At 72.0% G+C, this 16,472-nt stretch carries 13 protein-coding genes; 9 read left to right on the forward strand and 4 right to left on the reverse strand.

Annotation, left to right across the window (positions count from 1 at the left end):
• The first annotated feature begins 29 nt into the window (after nt 1–29).
• Nucleotides 30–809 carry an exodeoxyribonuclease III gene (locus tag ACFVQG_RS04910; protein WP_383376905.1) on the forward strand — a complete coding sequence of 260 codons (780 nt, stop codon included), beginning with the start codon at nt 30–32 and terminating at the stop codon, nt 807–809.
• Nucleotides 810–818: 9 nt separating this feature from the next.
• On the opposite strand, the gene ACFVQG_RS04915 is transcribed toward ACFVQG_RS04910, so the two are convergent.
• Nucleotides 819–2,519: an SGNH/GDSL hydrolase family protein gene (locus ACFVQG_RS04915; RefSeq protein ID WP_383377928.1), complete on the reverse strand. Its 1,701-nt coding sequence runs from the start codon at nt 2,517–2,519 to the stop codon at nt 819–821.
• 340 nt (nt 2,520–2,859) lie between these two features.
• On the opposite strand from ACFVQG_RS04915, the gene ACFVQG_RS04920 reads away from it, so the two are divergent.
• Nucleotides 2,860–3,294, forward strand: coding sequence for a DUF6278 family protein (locus ACFVQG_RS04920; protein ID WP_383376907.1), 435 nt, complete (start codon nt 2,860–2,862; stop codon nt 3,292–3,294).
• A gap of 172 nt (nt 3,295–3,466) precedes the next feature.
• Nucleotides 3,467–4,210, forward strand: a complete 744-nt coding sequence (locus ACFVQG_RS04925) for an amino acid ABC transporter ATP-binding protein (protein ID WP_383377930.1) — start codon at nt 3,467–3,469, stop codon at nt 4,208–4,210.
• Between the two features lie 215 nt (nt 4,211–4,425).
• Here ACFVQG_RS04925 and ACFVQG_RS04930 read toward each other — a convergent pair whose 3' ends face one another.
• Nucleotides 4,426–5,181: a hypothetical protein gene (locus ACFVQG_RS04930; RefSeq protein ID WP_383376910.1), complete on the reverse strand. Its 756-nt coding sequence runs from the start codon at nt 5,179–5,181 to the stop codon at nt 4,426–4,428.
• Between the two features lie 128 nt (nt 5,182–5,309).
• Here ACFVQG_RS04930 and ggt point away from each other — a divergent pair, with 128 nt between their 5' ends.
• A complete protein-coding gene (ggt, locus tag ACFVQG_RS04935) occupies nt 5,310–7,106 on the forward strand; it encodes a gamma-glutamyltransferase (protein WP_383376913.1) in 1,797 nt (598 codons plus the stop codon).
• Between the two features lie 26 nt (nt 7,107–7,132).
• Here the strand turns inward: ggt and ACFVQG_RS04940 are convergent, their stop codons facing one another.
• Both ACFVQG_RS04940 and map read right to left on the reverse strand, forming a co-directional pair.
• Nucleotides 7,133–9,724, reverse strand: a complete 2,592-nt coding sequence (locus ACFVQG_RS04940) for an ATP-dependent Clp protease ATP-binding subunit (protein ID WP_383376915.1) — start codon at nt 9,722–9,724, stop codon at nt 7,133–7,135.
• Nucleotides 9,725–10,008: 284 nt separating this feature from the next.
• Entirely contained in the window at nt 10,009–10,776 is a 768-nt protein-coding gene (map, locus tag ACFVQG_RS04945; RefSeq protein ID WP_383376917.1) for a type I methionyl aminopeptidase, read from the reverse strand.
• A gap of 32 nt (nt 10,777–10,808) precedes the next feature.
• On the opposite strand from map, the gene ACFVQG_RS04950 reads away from it, so the two are divergent.
• The 5 genes from ACFVQG_RS04950 to ACFVQG_RS04970 all read left to right on the forward strand — a co-directional run bounded on the left by ACFVQG_RS04950 (nt 10,809) and on the right by ACFVQG_RS04970 (nt 16,411).
• A complete protein-coding gene (locus ACFVQG_RS04950) occupies nt 10,809–11,060 on the forward strand; it encodes a helix-turn-helix domain-containing protein (RefSeq protein WP_383376919.1) in 252 nt (83 codons plus the stop codon).
• 79 nt (nt 11,061–11,139) lie between these two features.
• Nucleotides 11,140–12,459, forward strand: coding sequence for a hypothetical protein (locus ACFVQG_RS04955; RefSeq protein ID WP_383376921.1), 1,320 nt, complete (start codon nt 11,140–11,142; stop codon nt 12,457–12,459).
• Nucleotides 12,460–12,616: 157 nt separating this feature from the next.
• Nucleotides 12,617–13,459, forward strand: a complete 843-nt coding sequence (locus ACFVQG_RS04960) for a nitrilase-related carbon-nitrogen hydrolase (protein WP_383376923.1) — start codon at nt 12,617–12,619, stop codon at nt 13,457–13,459.
• A complete protein-coding gene (locus ACFVQG_RS04965) occupies nt 13,456–14,742 on the forward strand; it encodes an aspartate aminotransferase family protein (RefSeq protein ID WP_383376925.1) in 1,287 nt (428 codons plus the stop codon). The genes ACFVQG_RS04960 and ACFVQG_RS04965 overlap by 4 nt, the downstream gene beginning before the upstream one ends.
• Nucleotides 14,743–14,848: 106 nt before the next feature.
• Nucleotides 14,849–16,411 (forward strand): PucR family transcriptional regulator, encoded by a 1,563-nt coding sequence (locus tag ACFVQG_RS04970; RefSeq protein ID WP_383376927.1) that lies wholly within the window; start codon nt 14,849–14,851, stop codon nt 16,409–16,411.
• The last annotated feature ends 61 nt before the right edge of the window (nt 16,412–16,472 follow it).

A 16,472-nucleotide genomic window follows, 5' to 3' on the forward strand; every position in this document is an offset into this window, starting at 1 on the left:
TGTCAGACCCGCCGGGTAGGTTGTGAGGCATGCGCATCGCGACCTGGAACGTGAACTCGATCACCGCCCGCCTGCCGAGGCTCCTGGCCTGGCTGGAGAGCAGCGGCACCGACGTGCTCTGCCTCCAGGAGGCCAAGGTCGCCGAGGACCAGTTCCCGTCCGAGCAGCTGCGCGAGCTGGGCTACGAGTCGGCGGTCCACGCCACCGGCCGGTGGAACGGCGTCGCGGTGCTCTCCCGCGTCGGCCTCGCCGACGTCGTCAAGGGCCTGCCCGGCGACCCCGGCTTCGACGGCGTGACCGAGCCGCGCGCCATCTCCGCCACCTGCGGCCCGATCCGCGTCTGGTCGGTGTACGTGCCCAACGGCCGCGAGGTGGAGCACCCGCACTACGCCTACAAGCTCCAGTGGTTCGAGGCCCTGAAGGCCGCCGTCGCGGGCGACGCGGGCGGCAGCCGCCCCTTCGCGGTCATGGGGGACTACAACGTCGCGCCGACCGACGACGACGTCTACGACCGCGCCGCCTTCGAGGGCAGCACCCATGTCACCCCCGCCGAGCGCGCCGCCCTCACCTCCCTGCGCGAGACCGGCCTCACCGACGTCGTCCCGCGCCCCCTGAAGTACGAGCACCCGTTCACGTACTGGGACTACCGCCAGCTCTGCTTCCCCAAGAACCGCGGCATGCGCATCGACCTGGTCTACGGCAACAAGCCGTTCAGCGAGGCCGTCAAGGACGCCTACGTCGACCGGGAGGAGCGCAAGGGCAAGGGCGCCTCGGACCACGCGCCGGTGGTGGTGGACCTGGAGGTGTAGCCGCGTCGCTCACAGGAGCGTCAGGTCCACCGACTCGGCCAGCTCCGCGAGCCCCGCGTCGCCCGGATGCAGATGGTCCCCGCTGTCGTACTCCGGGCGCATCCGGGTCGGCTGCGCCGGGTCCCGCAGCACCGCGTCGAAGTCGAGCACCCCGTCGAAGACCGAGGCGTCCCGGATCCACTCGTTGACCTCGGCCCGCTCGGCCTCCACCGCGGCCGTGCACCCGGCCACGCCGCCGCACGGCAGCAGGGTCGCCGCGGGCACCCGCAGTCCCCGCGCCCGCGCCCGCTGCGCGATCTCCTTCAGCCCCGCGGCGACCTCGTCGGCCGAGGCGCCCGACAGCAGGTCGTTGATGCCCTGGAACACCACCGCCGTACGCACCGACGTCTGCGCCAGCACATCCCGGTCGAGCCGGTGCAGCGCGCTCACCCCGCCCGTGTCCGAGGACACGCCGTCGCCGGGATAGCGGTCCGCGAGCACCCGGTTCGACGAGATGCCCTGGTTGAGGACGCCGTAGTGCGGGACCGTGCTCTGCGCGAGCAGCCGGGTGGCCAGCACGTCGGGCCAGCGCCGGTTGGCGCCCACGGTGGACCGGTCACCGTCGGTGATCGAGTCTCCCAGCATCACCACCGACCCCGGCCCGCCGCCCACGTCCACCCCGGTGAGCAGCGGCCAGTGCGTGATCGTCGAGGTGTACGCCGTCGCCGGGCCGTCCGCCGTGTGGTTGCCGGGCTCACTGACGTACGACCGCTGCACCGCGAGCCGGTGCGCGGGTGCCGCCGTCACCGTGCCGGGCAGATGGAAGCTGACCAGCAGATTGGCGTCCGCGGGCACCTGGAAGGCGAGCGGGTCGCTGTACACCTGCGCGCCCGCCGGGACCGAGGCCGTAGGGGAGCGCCCGAAGGTCACCGGCACCGGCACCCCGCGCGCCGTCGCGCCGCTGTCCTGCACCGCCACCGTCGCGCTGCCGATCCGCACCGGCGCCGCCGCGAAGGTGTTGTCGAACCGCAGCCGCACCCGCGGTCCGCCCACCGAGGTGTGCACCACCAGACGCAGCGTCCGGTCGGTCCACGGCCCCACCTCCTGGTGCCCGGAGGTCGCCGTCGCCCAGGTGCCCGTCCAGCCCGCCGCGGCGGCGCGCACCGCCACCGAGAACACATGCAGCTCGGGCGCGTACGGCAGCCGCACCGAGACGACATGACGGCCCGGCTCGACCGGCACCGTCACCACGTACAGCCGGGCCTTCTCGGTGAGCTGCCCGCCGGGCGTGTTGACGTGCGGCAGCGCGACCGCCTTGGTGGCGAGCGGCCCGGCGCGCCAGTCGGGGGCGGTCAGCCGGTACGAGGAGAGGGTGCCGTCCGCGTACGAGACCGTGCCGGAGCCGCTGACGTCGGTGCCGCCGGTGCCCGCGACCAGGAAGGCGAGCGCGTCTCCGGCGCCGCTCACCCAGACGCTCTGTCCGGCCGCACGCACGTTGTCCGGGCTGCCCGCGCCCTTGTTCGGCCAGGTCAGACGGGCGCCCTGGACGGTGAGCGCGCCGCCGGGGGTCCAGCCCGCGGCGGTGAGGTCCTGGGCGGAGAGGGAGGCGCCGCGGCCGTCGAAGTCGGCCTGCCCGGGGCTGCTGTCGTCGCTGACGGCGGTGTTGTCGTAGAGGTACTCAAGCGGCAACGCGCGCAGTGCGTCGGCGGCCCGTGCGGCGCCGACCGGCATCAGGGCCGTGAGCAGCGCGAGGACGATCACGAGAGCGAGCGTGAGGCCCGTGCGACCCCGGGGGCCTTCGGGGGTTCCGAGACGCTGGTGCGGCAACCGATACTCCCGGGTCCTGTGAGTGCGGTGGGAACTGATGAAGGGGAAGGGTGAGGGGGAAGGGGTGGGGGGAAGTGATGGCGGGGGGACGAGTGACCCGCTGGCCGGGGACGAGTCATCGCGAAGCTAGGGAGGTGATCGGCGCAGGTCAACGAGCCATGCGTGAACACCCCGGGAAACCCCCCGCACGCTGCGGTCCGCGCGCCTGTGGTGCGTACGCGGGTGCGAATGACAGGCTGTCCGTATGAACATCCCTTTCCTGGGCGGTCGGCGGAAGAAGCGGGCCGCCGCCCTCCTGACGGCGGGCGGTGACGTGCCCGATCCCGAGGGGATCGCCGATCTGCTGTCCGAGTGCGAGCTGCTGCGGTCGCAGGCGTCCCGGGCGGGTGTCCGGCTCGATGACTCGGTGGCCTCGCTGGAGGCGCTCGACCAGTTGCTGCCGCGCTGGCGCGACGACGAGGAGACCCTGCCCTGGCTCGGCAACGACGCGGGTCTCTATCTGGGGACGGTGATCGTGCGCACGGTGCCCGGTGCCGTCTGGGAGATCTGGTCGACGGACGGGCCGGTCGTCCGGCTGGCCTCCGGGCGTGAGTTCGATGTGGTGACGGTCGGACACGAGTGGGCGGCCCATGGGGTGCCCGAGCTGTCGCAGCTGTACGCGGAGATCGCGGAGGCGTGACCCCACAAGGAAGGTTATATCGGTAAATACCGAAAAATGGTGCTAAATACGGCTTATGCCCGGAAAGTGCGTGTCGCGTCTCCACCCCCGTCCGGTCTGGTTAGTTTGCGGCGACCGCGACACACACGCGAGAAGCACGCGAGACACACAGCTGAGAGTGAGTGGGCTGAGCATGGTCGTCGATCCGTTGATCGAACTGCGTGACGTCAACAAGTACTTCGGTGACCTGCATGTCCTCCAGGACATCGACCTCACCGTGGGCAAGGGAGAGGTGGTCGTGGTCATCGGCCCCTCGGGGTCGGGGAAGTCCACGCTGTGCCGGGCGATCAACCGTCTGGAGCCCATCCACTCCGGCACGATCCTGCTGGACGGACAGCCGCTGCCGGACGAGGGCAAGGCCCTCGCGGCGCTCCGTGCCGACGTCGGCATGGTCTTCCAGTCCTTCAACCTCTTCGCCCACAAGACGGTCCTCCAGAACATCTCGCTCGGCCAGGTCAAGGTCCGCAAACGCAAGAAGGAGGACGCCGACAAACGCTCCCGCCAGCTCCTCGACCGGATCGGCCTCGCCGACCAGGCCGACAAGTACCCCGCGCAGCTCTCCGGCGGCCAGCAGCAGCGCGTGGCCATCGCCCGCGCACTCGCCATGGACCCCAAGGTCATGCTCTTCGACGAGCCGACATCGGCGCTCGACCCGGAGATGATCAACGAGGTCCTCGAGGTCATGCGGCAACTCGCCCGGGAGGGCATGACCATGGTCGTCGTCACCCATGAGATGGGCTTCGCCCGTTCCGCCGCCAACCGCGTGGTGTTCATGTCGGACGGCCGGGTCGTCGAGGACCGCAGCCCCGACGACTTCTTCACCAGCCCGAGCAGCGACCGGGCCCGGGACTTCCTGTCCAAGATCCTCCAGCATTGAGACGGCGTTCTCGTAGCCTGAGACCGCCGATGCGCGGGGTCATGCCGGGAGGAGGGGTGCTCCAGGCCTCGACTACGATGTGGCGTTCATCCCCGTGAGCCCGGCCGGGCGCGGCCGCCGATCACTGCTCGGGCGGTGGAACCGACATCTGTCGGCCCCCGCCGAGGAGAAGGTCAGCCGCGCGCCGGACGGGCTCGGTCGGCCTCAAGGGGTGCTCACGAGGCGCGGTGGGAGTTCTTGGGCGCCGACACCGGCAGCGCGGTCTGGGCGGTGCGGGTCACGTCGGCGACCAACTCCACTACATCCGGGCCGTACGCCTGCGAGTTGACGACCTTCAGCAGCAGCACGAAGGAGTTGCCGCCGTGCTTGCGGGCCAGTCGTTCGTGGTGGCGGGCGAGATAGCGGGTGGCGGCCTGGTTGGTGATCGCGCGCTGACCGCAGAACAGGAACACCGGGCGCGTCTCCCGGCGGTCACCGGCCGTCAGCCGCGCCAGCAGGACGTACTCGGTGATCCCCGGCTCCATGCGGTAGCGCTCGGTGCCGATCTGGAAGGCGCCCCGGTCCGGGCCGGGTTCGGGATCGACGTTGACGCGTATGCCCGGCAGCATCGCGGCCATATGGGCGACCATACGGCGGTTGGAACCGGGTCCGCCGACGCAGAACTCGGTGCGTTCACCGAAGCCTTGGGGGTTGGCGTCCTGGGTGACCACCTGGAAGTGGGCGCCGCAGTCCTTGATGAGCGCGGACAACTCCAGCAGGGCGAACACGTCGAAGCGGTGCACCGCCGGTTCCGCGGTGGCCGGGTCGCGGTTGACGACGAGCAGCGACTCGGAGTTCTCCGGCAGCCCGAAGAAGGCCTGTTTGCGGCGGAGCTTGCGCTTCCACAGATAGGTACGGGCGATCCAGCCGAGCGCGGCACTGATGCCCGCCGCGACCACGCCCAGGACGATGTTGCGCACGTCGTCATTCATGGGCGGGGATGGTAGCGGGTGAACACAAACCGTTGTTCGACGCGGGGGGCGGGGGAGGGGGTGGCGGTCCTGACGCGGGCATGCCGCTCGGACTACGCTGCGCGGACATGCCCTGCCTGGAGGTGCGGATGCGTCGCCCTGTCATGCGGAAACTGACGGTTCTCGTGGTGTCGGCCGCTGTGGTGGCCTCGGTGGGGGCCGCGGCTCCGCCGGGGAGCGGGGGTGAGAAGACCCCGGTCGCCGTCGGGTACGGCGGTGCGGTCGCCAGCGTCGACGCCGACGCCTCGGCCGCGGGGATCGAGGTCTTGCGGAACGGCGGCAACGCCGTGGACGCGGCGGTCGCCACCGCCGCGGCGCTGGGGGTCACGGAGCCCTACTCGGCGGGGATCGGCGGGGGCGGGTACTTCGTCTACTACGATGCCAAATCCCGTATGGTGCATACAGTCGACGGTCGGGAGACGGCACCACTGTCGGCAGGATCCGACCTCTTCCTGGAGGACGGGCGGCCGATCCCCTTCGCCGAGGCCGTGAGCAGCGGACTGTCGGTCGGAGTGCCGGGGACGCCCGCCACTTGGCAGAGCGCGCTCGACAAGTGGGGCAGCCGGAAGCTGGGGACGCTGCTGAAGCCCGCCGAGCGGCTCGCGCGGGACGGCTTCGTCGTCGACGAGACCTTCCGGTCCCAGACCGCCGCGAACGAGACGCGGTTCCGGTACTTCCCCGACACGGCCGAGCTGTTCCTGCCGCAGGGCGAGCTTCCGGTGGTGGGTTCGGTGTTCCGCAACCCCGACCTGGCCCGCACCTACCGGGAGTTGGGGCGGCCGTCGGGCGTCGGGCAGTTCTACCGCGGGGACGTGGGGCGGGAGGTCGTCCGGACCGTCAACCAGCCGCCGGTGGACGCCGCTTCGGGGTGGCGGGCCCGCGGCGGCGATCTGTCGACGCGGGACCTCGCCTCGTACCGGGCCAGGTTCCAGGCGCCGTCCAAGACCTTCTACCGAGGGCTCGGCGTCTACTCCATGGCGCCCTCGTCGTCCGGCGGTACGACCGTCGGGGAGGCACTCAACATCCTGGAGGGGACGGATCTGTCCCGGGCGAGCGAGGCCGCGTACCTGCACCGGTTCATCGAGGCCAGCCGTATCGCGTTCGCCGACCGGGGGCGCTGGGTCGGGGACCCGGCCTTCGAGGACGTACCCACACAAGGGCTGCTGTCCCAGGAGTTCGCCGACTCGCGGGCCTGTCTGATCAAGGACGACGCGGTGCTGAGCAGCCCCGTCGCGCCCGGTGATCCGCGGGACCCGGTGGCCTGCGGGGTCGGGGGTGCCGCGGCGCCCACCACGTACGAGGGCGACAGCACCACGCATCTGACGGTGGCTGACAAGTGGGGCAACGTCGTGTCCTACACCCTCACCATCGAGCAGACCGGCGGCAGCGGCATCACCGTGCCCGGCCGTGGGTTCCTCCTCAACAACGAGCTGACGGACTTCTCCTTCGCCCCGGCCAACCCCGCCGTCCACGACCCCAACCTGCCCGGTCCCGGGAAGCGGCCCAGGTCGTCGATGGCGCCGACGATCGTGCTCGACGGGGACCGGCGGCCGGTGGTCGCGCTGGGGTCGCCCGGCGGTGCGACCATCATCACGACCGTGCTCCAGACCCTGACCGGGTTCGTCGACCGTGGGCTGCCGCTGGTGGACGCGATCGCCGCGCCTCGGGTCAGTCAGCGGAACGCCGCTCTGACCGATGTGGAGCCCGGGCTGTACGGCGCGCCGGTGCGGGGCGAGTTGGAGGGGATCGGGCATGCCTTCCGGGTCAGTGCGGAGATCGGGGCGGCTACGGCGGTCCAGCGGCTGCCCGGGGGCAAGTGGCTGGCCGCCGCGGAGACCGTGCGGCGGGGCGGGGGGTCCGCGATGGTGGTGCGGTCTGGTCCCTAGGGCGACGGTGTGGTGAGGGGCGTTCCCTAGGGCGACGGTGTGGTGAGGGGCGTTTCCGGGGTGGGCGTGTGGAACGTGAGGGCTCCGTTCTCCGCGTCCACCGTCACCTGGTCGCCCTCCCTGAGGCGGCCGTCCAGGAGGAGGCGGGAGAGCCGGTTGTCGACCTCCCGCTGGATCGTGCGGCGCAGCGGGCGGGCGCCGTACTCCGGCTGGAAGCCTTCCTTGGACAGCCAGTCGACCGCCGCGTCCGTGAACTCGACGGTGATGTCCTGCGCGTGCAGCAGGCGCCGGGTGCCCTCCAGGAGGAGGTGGGTGATCCGGTGCAACTGGTCCGGCGAGAGCTGGCGGAAGACCACGATCTCGTCGATGCGGTTGAGGAACTCCGGGCGGAAGTGGTCCCGCAGCGGGCGCAGGATCTGCTCGCGGCGGGCCTCCTCGTCCGCGTCGGCGCCGCCCGAGCCGAAGCCGATGCCCGTGCCGCGCCGGGTGATCGCCTCCGAGCCGAGGTTGCTGGTCATCACGATGACCGTGTTGGTGAAGTCGACCGTGCGGCCCTGCGAGTCGGTGAGGCGGCCGTCGTCCAGTACCTGGAGGAGGATGTTGAAGACGTCCGGGTGCGCCTTCTCCACCTCGTCCAGGAGCAGCAGCGAGTACGGGTGGCGGCGGACGACCTCGGTCAGCTGGCCCGCCTCCTCGTGGCCCACGTAGCCGGGGGGAGCGCCGACGAGACGGCTGACCGTGTGGCGCTCCTGGTACTCGCTCATGTCCAGGCGGACCATGCGGTCCTCGCTGCCGAACAGGGCCTCGGCCAGGGCGCGGGCGAGTTCGGTCTTGCCGACGCCGGTCGGGCCGAGGAAGAGGAAGCTGCCGATCGGACGGTTGGGGTCGGCGAGGCCCGCCCGTGACCGCATGATCGCGTCGGAGACGACACGGACCGCCTCGTCCTGCCCGACGACGCGTTCGTGCAGGTGCTGTTCGAGACCGAGCAGGCGGTCCTTCTCCTCCTCGGTGAGGCGGCTCACCGGGATGCCGGTCTGCCGGGACACCACCTCGGCGATCGCCTCCGCGGTGACCTCCAGGTGCTGGCCCTCGTCGGCCTCGCCGTCGTGGCTGGCCTCGGCGATGCGGCGCTTGATCTCGGTGATGCGGTCGCGCAGGCGCATGGCCTCCTCGTACTGCTCGTCCGCGACCGCCTGGTCCTTGTCCCGGGTGAGCTGGTCGGCCTCGCGTTCCATGGCCCGTACGTCGGTGCCCTTGGTCTTGGCGCGCAGGCGGACGCGGGCGCCCGCCTGGTCGATCAGGTCGATCGCCTTGTCCGGGAGGCGGCGGTCGGTCAGGTAGCGGTCGGACAGCTCCACGGCCGCCGTGAGCGCCTCGTCGGTGTAGCGGACCTGGTGGTGGGCCTCGTAGCGGTCGCGCAGGCCGCGGAGGATCTCGATGGCGTCCGCGGTGGTGGGTTCCGGGACGAGGATCGGCTGGAAGCGGCGGGCGAGGGCCGCGTCCTTCTCGATCCGGCGGTACTCCTCCAGGGTCGTGGCGCCCACGATGTGCAGCTCGCCCCGGGAGAGGGCGGGCTTGAGGATGTTGCCCGCGTCCATCGAGCCGCCCTCGCCGCCGCCGCCCGCGCCGACCACGGTGTGCAGTTCGTCGATGAAGACGATCAGGCGGTCCGTGTTGGCGCGGATCTCGCCGACGATGTTGTTGAGGCGCTCCTCGAAGTCGCCGCGGTAGCGGGTGCCCGCGACGACGCCGCTGAGGTCGAGGGCGACGACGCGACGGCCGGTGAGGACGTCCGGGACGTCGCTGTCGGCGATGCGCTGGGCGAGGCCCTCGACGATGGCCGTCTTGCCGACGCCCGCGTCCCCGATGAGGACGGGGTTGTTCTTGCCTCGCCGGGACAGCACCTCGATGGTCTGCTCGATCTCCTCGTCGCGGCCGATCACCGGGTCGATACGGCCCTGGCGGGCCATGTCGGTGAGGTCGCGCCCGTACTTGTCCAGGGTGGGGGTGTCGGAGCGGCGGGGCTGCTCCGGGCCGACCCGGGGAGCGGGGCCCGTGCCCGGACCCTGCTGGCCGCGCAGGGCGGGGTCCTGGGAGTCGGGGGGCAGGCCGCCCGGGGTGAAGCGGGCCGCGTTGAGGATGTGGCCCGCCGCGGAGTCGGGGTTGGAGGCGAGGGCGCTGAGGACGTGCTCGGGACCGATGTACCCCGCGCCGCTGGAGCGGGCCATGTCGTGGGCGTCGAGGAGGGCGCGCTTCACGGCCGGGGTGAGCGAGAGGGAGGTGGGCGGCGGGGCCTCGCCCTCCGCGTACTGGACCGGGCCGGAGCGCTCGTCGATCTCCGAAGCGAGGGAGTCCGGGTCGGCGACGCCCGCGCGGCTGAGGAGGCTGCGGGTGGGCTCGGTACTGAGCGCCGCGCGCAGCAGGTGCTCGGTGTCGAGGTCCCGGCTGCCGTGCTCGGCGGCGTACTGGGCGGCGCCCTGGACCAGCTCGCGGGCCGGCTGGCTGAGCAGTCGGCCTATGTCGATCTGGCGGGGGCGGGGTCCACCGAAGAAGCGTGCGAGGAATTCTCCGAAGGGGTCCGGGCCGTAGCCCTGCGGACCGTTGAAGCCGCTGGTCATGGCCTTCCGTTCCGGCGTCCCGGCGGTGGCCTTGCGGTGGCCGACCGGGACGCGCTCGCTGATCGACGTGCCGGTTCGGACGCGGGTGCCCGGGGGTGGTCCGGTTACACCTGGGGGACACCTGGGGCGTGGGGCCGGTCCGTAGAACACCTTCGCATGAACGGGGGCGGGGGGCATGTTCAGCGATTCGGTGGGGGGAGGGTGGGCGCAGCAGCCCCCGCAGCGGCCCCGCAGCGGCCCCCGCAGCGCCGGGCCGCGCGCCCCACCCACCCTCATCCGGGCGGTCAGCGAGCCGTCAGCACCCGCGGCCCTCCCTCCGTCACGGCCACCGTGTGCTCCACGTGCGCCGCCCGCGACCCGTCGTCCGTGCGCAGGGTCCAACCGTCCGGCAGGGCGTGGTAACCGTCGCCACCCCCGGCAGTCAGCATCGGCTCGATCGCGAGGACCATGCCGTGCCGGAGGCGAAGACCGCGCCCGGCGCGCCCCTCGTTGGGGACCGGCGGGTCCTCGTGCATATGGCGGCCGATGCCGTGACCGCCGAACCCGTCCGGGATGCCGTAACCGCCCGCCCGGCACACCGAGCCCACGGCGGAGGCGATGTCGCCGACGCGGTTGCCGACGACCGCCGCCTCGATGCCCGCGGCGAGTGCCCGTTCGGCGGTGTCGATCAGGCGGAGGTCGGCGGCCCGCGGTCGGCCGACGGTGAAGCTGATCGCCGAGTCACCCGCCCAGCCGTCCAGGACCGCGCCGCAGTCGATGGAGACGAGGTCGCCGTCGCGCAGCCGGTACGGCGTGGGGATGCCGTGCACGATCGCCTCGTTCACCGAGGCGCAGATGACCGCGGGGAACGGCGTCGGCGCGAAGGAGGGCCGGTAGCCGAGGAACGGCGAGGACGCGCCCGCCGCGCGGAGGACCTCGCGTGCCACCTCGTCCAGCTCCAGCAGGGAAACGCCGACGTCAGCGGCCTTCCGCACGGCGGTGAGGGCTTGTCCGACCACGTGCCCCGCCGCGTGCATCGCGTCGATCGATGCGTCTGTCTTGAGTTCCACCATGCCAATTAATATACCGGTATTAGAATGGCCGCATGGTGCGCACCCCTCTCACCCCAGAAGAACGCGAGCGCGGCGAACGGCTCGGACAGTTGCTCCGCGACGCCCGCGGCGGCCGCAGCATGGCCGAGATCGCGGCGGACGCCGGTATCTCCGCCGAGACGCTGCGGAAGATCGAGACCGGACGGGCCCCGACCCCGGCCTTCTTCACCGTGGCCGCGCTGGCCCGCGCCCTCGGGCTGTCGATGGACGACCTGGCCGGACGGTGTGCCCTCGCGGGCGTCTGAAAACTGCCCGTAGTCCCCCTGTAACACGGCTGGTGTTGTCTACTGGACCGGAGTGCTCCGGTCTTGCGGGGGTTCGGCAATGGCAGTGGATCAACTCCCGGGAAAAGCACGGGAGTTCGCGGACTATCTGAGTGGGTTGCTGACGCGCCTGGATCCCGGGACCGGGTGGTGCGCGGTGTTCTGGCAGCGCGACCCGGACGGCATGCGAGCCTGCCGGGAGGGGCGCGAAGTGCCGCCCTGGGATGTCGTGGAGGCCCTGTTGCAGGACCTCGCCACCGCCTACGGGACGCAGGCCGCCGCCGCTGAGCGGGAGCCCGTCCGCGCGCTGCACGCCGCCGCGCTGGAGGCCTGGGATGCCCGGCCCGGGGCGCGCGACGCCCTCGGCGACCGGCTCGACGTCATGCTCCGGGAGCAGAAGTACGCCGCCGACCGGCTGGCCGGGCTGGGGCGGGCCCTCGCCTCGGTGAGCAGTCCCGAGCAGGATCGGGCCCTGCGGCTCGATCTGGCCTGGGCCCGCGACGACCATGAGCGGGCCACCTCCCGCTGCGCCGAACTCCGCGCGCGGATCGAACGGTTGGAGCGCGATGCCGGGGGGCGGCCTGCCGCCGTTGCCGTCTCCGCGCCCGTCTCCGCGCCCGTCACCGTCCCCGAGGAGCCCCAGCCCGCCGTACCCAAGCAGCGCAAGCGCCGACGGGGCGGTGCGCGGTTCGCCGGGGTGGTGGAGGACGACGTCGCCCCTGCCGCTGTCGTGGTGCCGGAGGAGGTTGTTCCGGCTGGGGGGAGCGGTACGCCCCGCGGCGCTCGGTTCGCCGGTGCCGCCGAGGAGGAGAGCGCGTCGGTGCCGCGGGAGCGGGCCGTGGCCGTGGACGGGGCCGTGCGGCGGCAGATCGCCGGGACGGTGGAGGCGCTGGTGCGGCTGCGGGCGGCCGGGCGCAGCGGGGAGGCCCACGCGGTGTTGGTGGAGGCCGCGTACTGGCCCCCCGACTGGTATCCGCCGCTGGCCGTGGAACTGGAGCGGGCCGGGCTGGGCGCGGACTGGGCGACCCTGTTGTGGGAGGCCGCCTCGATGCCCGCCGACCGGCTCGTCGCCGCGGCTGACGCGCTCGTCGCCGCCGGGCGGCTGGGGGACGGGCGGCAGATCCTGCGGCAGGGCGTCGTGCGGCCCGCCGAGGAGATCGGGATCGCCGTGCTCTCACTGCTGGGCGAGGGGCGGCGGCGGGAGATCGACGCGCTGCTCGACGCCTGTGTGCGGATGCGTACGCCGGAGGAGGCGGCCCGCAGCGCCGGGGCCGATCCGCCGACGCTGGTGCCGTTACTGCTTCAGGCCGCCCAGCGGGTCTCCGAGGAGCGGCACTGGGATGTGCTGCACGCCCTGCGCGTCGCCGGGCTGACCGCCTGACCGGCCCCGTCGCCCGCCCACGGGAGGGTGAAACACGCCCGACTCGGTGGGTTAACGACGATGGTCTTGGCAAGGCCGTTTCCTAGGCATACGTTCATCCCTCTACGGCCTGCTCTACGGGCGTAGAGGCTCTGACGTCCCGTCGAAGGAGCAGCTCATGGCCAACGTCGTACGCGCCGCTCTGGTCCAGGCGACCTGGACCGGCGACACCGGGTCCATGGTGGCGAAACACGAGGAGCACGCCCGCGAGGCGGCCCGGCAGGGCGCGAAAGTCATCGGTTTCCAGGAAGTCTTCAACTCGCCCTATTTCTGCCAGGTGCAGGATTCCGAGCACTATCGCTGGGCCGAGCCGGTGCCCGACGGGCCGACCGTACGCCGTATGCGGGAGCTGGCGCGGGAGACCGGCATGGTGATCGTGGTGCCGGTGTTCGAGGTGGAGCAGTCGGGCTTCTACTACAACACCGCCGCCGTGATCGACGCGGATGGCTCCTATCTCGGGAAGTACCGGAAGCATCACATTCCGCAGGTCAAGGGGTTCTGGGAGAAGTTCTACTTCCGGCCGGGGAATGTCGGGTGGCCCGTCTTCGACACGGCGGTGGGGAAGGTGGGGGTCTACATCTGTTACGACCGGCACTTTCCCGAGGGGTGGCGGCAGCTCGGGCTGAACGGGGCCCAGCTCGTCTACAACCCGTCGGCCACGCATCGCGGGCTGTCGTCGTATCTGTGGCGGCTGGAGCAGCCCGCCGCCGCTGTCGCCAACGAGTACTTCGTCGCCGCCATCAACCGGGTGGGGGTGGAGGAGTACGGGGACAACGACTTCTACGGGACCAGTTACTTCGTGGATCCCCGGGGGCGGTTCGTGGGGGATGTCGCCAGTGACAGCAAGGAGGAACTGGTCGTCCGGGATCTCGATTTCGGGGTGATCGAGGAAGTCCGGCAGCAATGGGCGTTCTACCGGGACCGCCGTCCCGACGCGTACGAAGGGCTGGTGCGGCCGTGACCAAGGACCTGCTGGGACGCCATCGGGATGTGCTGCCGGAATGGCTCGCTCTTTACTACGACGAGCCGATCGAGATCACCCATGGCGAGGGGCGGTATGTCTGGGACGCCGAGGGGCGGAAGTATCTCGACTTCTTCGGCGGCATTCTGACCACCATGACCGCGCACGCCCTGCCCGAGGTCACCAAGGCGGTGAGTGAGCAGGCCGGGCGGATCATCCATTCGTCGACGCTCTACCTGAACCGGCCCATGGTCGATCTGGCCGAGCGCATCGCGCAGTTGAGCGGGATTCCCAACGCCCGGGTGTTCTTCACGACCTCGGGCACCGAGGCCAACGACACCGCGTTGTTGCTGGCGACCACCTACCGGCGCAGCAACACCGTCCTCGCCATGAGGAACAGTTACCACGGGCGGTCCTTCAGCACGGTCGGGATCACCGGGAACCGTGGGTGGTCGCCCACTTCGCTCTCGCCGCTCCAGACGCTGTACGTGCACGGGGGCGTGCGGGGGCGGGGGCCCTTCGCCGGGCTGGGCGACGAGGAGTTCATCGCCGCCTGTGTGGAGGACCTGAGGGACCTGCTGGGGCACACCCGGCCGCCCGCCGCTCTGATCGCCGAGCCCGTGCAGGGCGTCGGCGGCTTCACCGCGCCGCCCGACGGGCTGTACGCGGCCTTCCGCGAGGTGCTGCACGAGCGGGGCATCCTGTGGATCGCCGACGAGGTGCAGACCGGCTGGGGGCGTACCGGCGAGCACTTCTGGGGCTGGCAGGCGCACGGGCGCAGCGGGCCGCCGGACATCGTCACCTTCGCCAAGGGCATCGGCAACGGCATGTCCGTCGGCGGTGTGATCGCCCGGGCCGAGATCATGAACTGTCTGGACGCCAACAGCATCTCGACGTTCGGCGGCACCCAGATCACCATGGCCGCGGGGCTCGCCAACCTGACGTATCTGCTGGAGCACGACCTGCAGGGCAACGCCCGGCGGGTCGGCGGGCTGCTCATCGAGCGGCTGCGGGCCGTCGGCGCGCAGGTCCCGGCCGTACGGGAAGTGCGCGGGCGCGGGCTGATGATCGGCGTCGAGGTGGTGCGGCCCGGCACCGACGAGGCCGACCCGCAGGCCGCGGCGGCGGTGCTGGAGGCGGCCCGCGCGGGCGGGCTCCTCATCGGCAAGGGCGGCGGGCACAGCACCAGCGCGCTGCGGATCGCGCCGCCGATGTCGCTGACCGTCGCGGAGGCCGAGGAGGGCGCCGCGATCCTCGAAGACGCTCTGCGGAGCATCCAGTAGCCCAGAAAGCCAGAAGCCCAGTAGCCGAGTAGCTCAGTAGCCGAGTAGCCGAGTAGCCGAGTAGCCCAGGAGCAGCAGTGAGCCGAGCAGGGGAACGCCACGCGCCATGACCATCGCCCTGGGGACAGCGGAACCCGCCCTGTCGGTCCGGCAGGTGCTCAGGCTGGAGCGGGTGCTCGCCGGGGAGCCCGAGGTGGTGGCCGGGGCGGACCAGCTCGACCGGGCGGTGCGCTGGGTGCATGTCGCCGAGGCCGCCGACGTCGGGGTGATGCTCAGCGGCGGCGAGATGGTGCTCACCACCGGGGTGCTGCTCGCCGGGGACGAGGGCAAGCAGGCCGAGTACATCCGGTCCCTGCACCGGGCGGAGGCGGCGGCCGTCGTGCTGGGGCTCGGGCGGGCCTTCCCGGCTCCGCCGGAGGTGATGCGGCGGGCGGCCGAGCGGTGCGGGCTGCCCATGGTGGTGCTGCACCGGCCGTTCCCGTTCGCCGAGCTGACCGAGGAGGTGCAGTCCCGGCTGGTGCGCCGCAAGTTCGCCGCGGTCAGTCTGTCGGAGGCCGTACGGACCGCGCTGACGGGGCTCATCACCGCGGGCGCTCCCTTGCAGCGGCTCCTCGATGAAGTGGCGCAGCACAGTGGGTGTCCCGTCGTCGTGACCAACCTCGCGCACCGGGTGCTCGCCACCGCGGGGGAGCGGTCCGCCGTGGACGACGTGCTGCGGGACTGGGAGCGCATCGCCCGGCAGGCCGGTGGCCGGGAGGGCGCCGGATGGATCCGTGCCGAGCTGGGCGGGCGCGGGGAGCGGTGGGGGCGGATCGTGCTGTGCGGATACCGGGGGGACACCGCCACCGGGCGGCTGCTCGCCGACCGGGCCGCCGAGGCGCTGGTGCTGCACCGGATGCTGGGTGGCGCCGCGCACTCCTGGGAGGAGCAGTCCGCGCAGAGCCTGCTCACCGACCTGGTCTCCGGCGTCGTACCGGCCCGGCAACTGCTGCCACGCGCGCGTGCCGCCGGGCTGCCGGTCAACCGGCGTGCCTTCGTGCCGCTGGTGGTGCGGGACGGGCGGGTCGGGCAACTGGACCGGGTGCTCAGGCTGCTGGGGCTGCCGGGGCTGGTGGCCGAGCTGGCCGACGGGGCCACCGCCGTGCTGCTGAGCCTCGCCCGCGACCAGGACGCCGACGCGCTCGCCGCGCACTTCGCCACCCGGCTGCGGTCGGAGTCGGGCACCGCGCGGACCGTGGTCGCCGCGGCCGGGGCGCGCACCGTCTGGGAGGACGTGCCCGCGGGGCTGCGGGAGGCGCGGCATGTCGCCGACGCCGTGGCGGGGTCCTCGGCCGCGCTCGAACTGCCCGTGGTGGTGCGGCTGAGGGACGTACACCTGCGGGGCCTGGTGCGGCTGCTGCGGGACGATCCGCAGGTGCAGTCCTTCGCCGAGCGGGAGCTGGACGGGCTGCTGAGCGCCGATGACGAGGACCTGCTGTCCGTGCTGCGGACCTATCTCGCCACCGGGCGCAACAAGTCCCGTACCGCGCAGCTCCACCATGTCTCGCGGCCCGCCCTGTACCGGCGGCTGGAAGTGATACAGACCCGGCTCGGGGTGGACCTCGACGACTTCGAGCAGGCCGCCTCGGTGCACATCGCGCTCCTCGCGCATGACGCGCAACAGGGGTGAAACATGCGACCACCTGGGAAAACGGCGGTGAAACATGCGGCAGGGGCGACGTGACAGCGTG

The organism is Streptomyces sp. NPDC057877 (genome assembly GCF_042796855.1).
Lineage (GTDB): Bacteria > Actinomycetota > Actinomycetes > Streptomycetales > Streptomycetaceae > Streptomyces.

What these genes read in the sequence shown, in the direction of transcription:
- ACFVQG_RS04910 (WP_383376905.1), top strand. Translation starts at nt 30, where the DNA reads ATGCGCATCGCGACCTGGAACGTGAACTCGATCACCGCCCGCCTGCCG.
- ACFVQG_RS04915 (WP_383377928.1), bottom strand. Translation starts at nt 2,519, where the DNA reads ATGCCGGTCGGCGCCGCACGGGCCGCCGACGCACTGCGCGCGTTGCCG.
- ACFVQG_RS04920 (WP_383376907.1), top strand. Translation starts at nt 2,860, where the DNA reads ATGAACATCCCTTTCCTGGGCGGTCGGCGGAAGAAGCGGGCCGCCGCC.
- ACFVQG_RS04925 (WP_383377930.1), top strand. Translation starts at nt 3,467, where the DNA reads ATGGTCGTCGATCCGTTGATCGAACTGCGTGACGTCAACAAGTACTTC.
- ACFVQG_RS04930 (WP_383376910.1), bottom strand. Translation starts at nt 5,181, where the DNA reads ATGAATGACGACGTGCGCAACATCGTCCTGGGCGTGGTCGCGGCGGGC.
- ggt (WP_383376913.1), top strand. Translation starts at nt 5,310, where the DNA reads ATGCGTCGCCCTGTCATGCGGAAACTGACGGTTCTCGTGGTGTCGGCC.
- ACFVQG_RS04940 (WP_383376915.1), bottom strand. Translation starts at nt 9,724, where the DNA reads ATGACCAGCGGCTTCAACGGTCCGCAGGGCTACGGCCCGGACCCCTTC.
- map (WP_383376917.1), bottom strand. Translation starts at nt 10,776, where the DNA reads ATGGTGGAACTCAAGACAGACGCATCGATCGACGCGATGCACGCGGCG.
- ACFVQG_RS04950 (WP_383376919.1), top strand. Translation starts at nt 10,809, where the DNA reads ATGGTGCGCACCCCTCTCACCCCAGAAGAACGCGAGCGCGGCGAACGG.
- ACFVQG_RS04955 (WP_383376921.1), top strand. Translation starts at nt 11,140, where the DNA reads ATGGCAGTGGATCAACTCCCGGGAAAAGCACGGGAGTTCGCGGACTAT.
- ACFVQG_RS04960 (WP_383376923.1), top strand. Translation starts at nt 12,617, where the DNA reads ATGGCCAACGTCGTACGCGCCGCTCTGGTCCAGGCGACCTGGACCGGC.
- ACFVQG_RS04970 (WP_383376927.1), top strand. Translation starts at nt 14,849, where the DNA reads ATGACCATCGCCCTGGGGACAGCGGAACCCGCCCTGTCGGTCCGGCAG.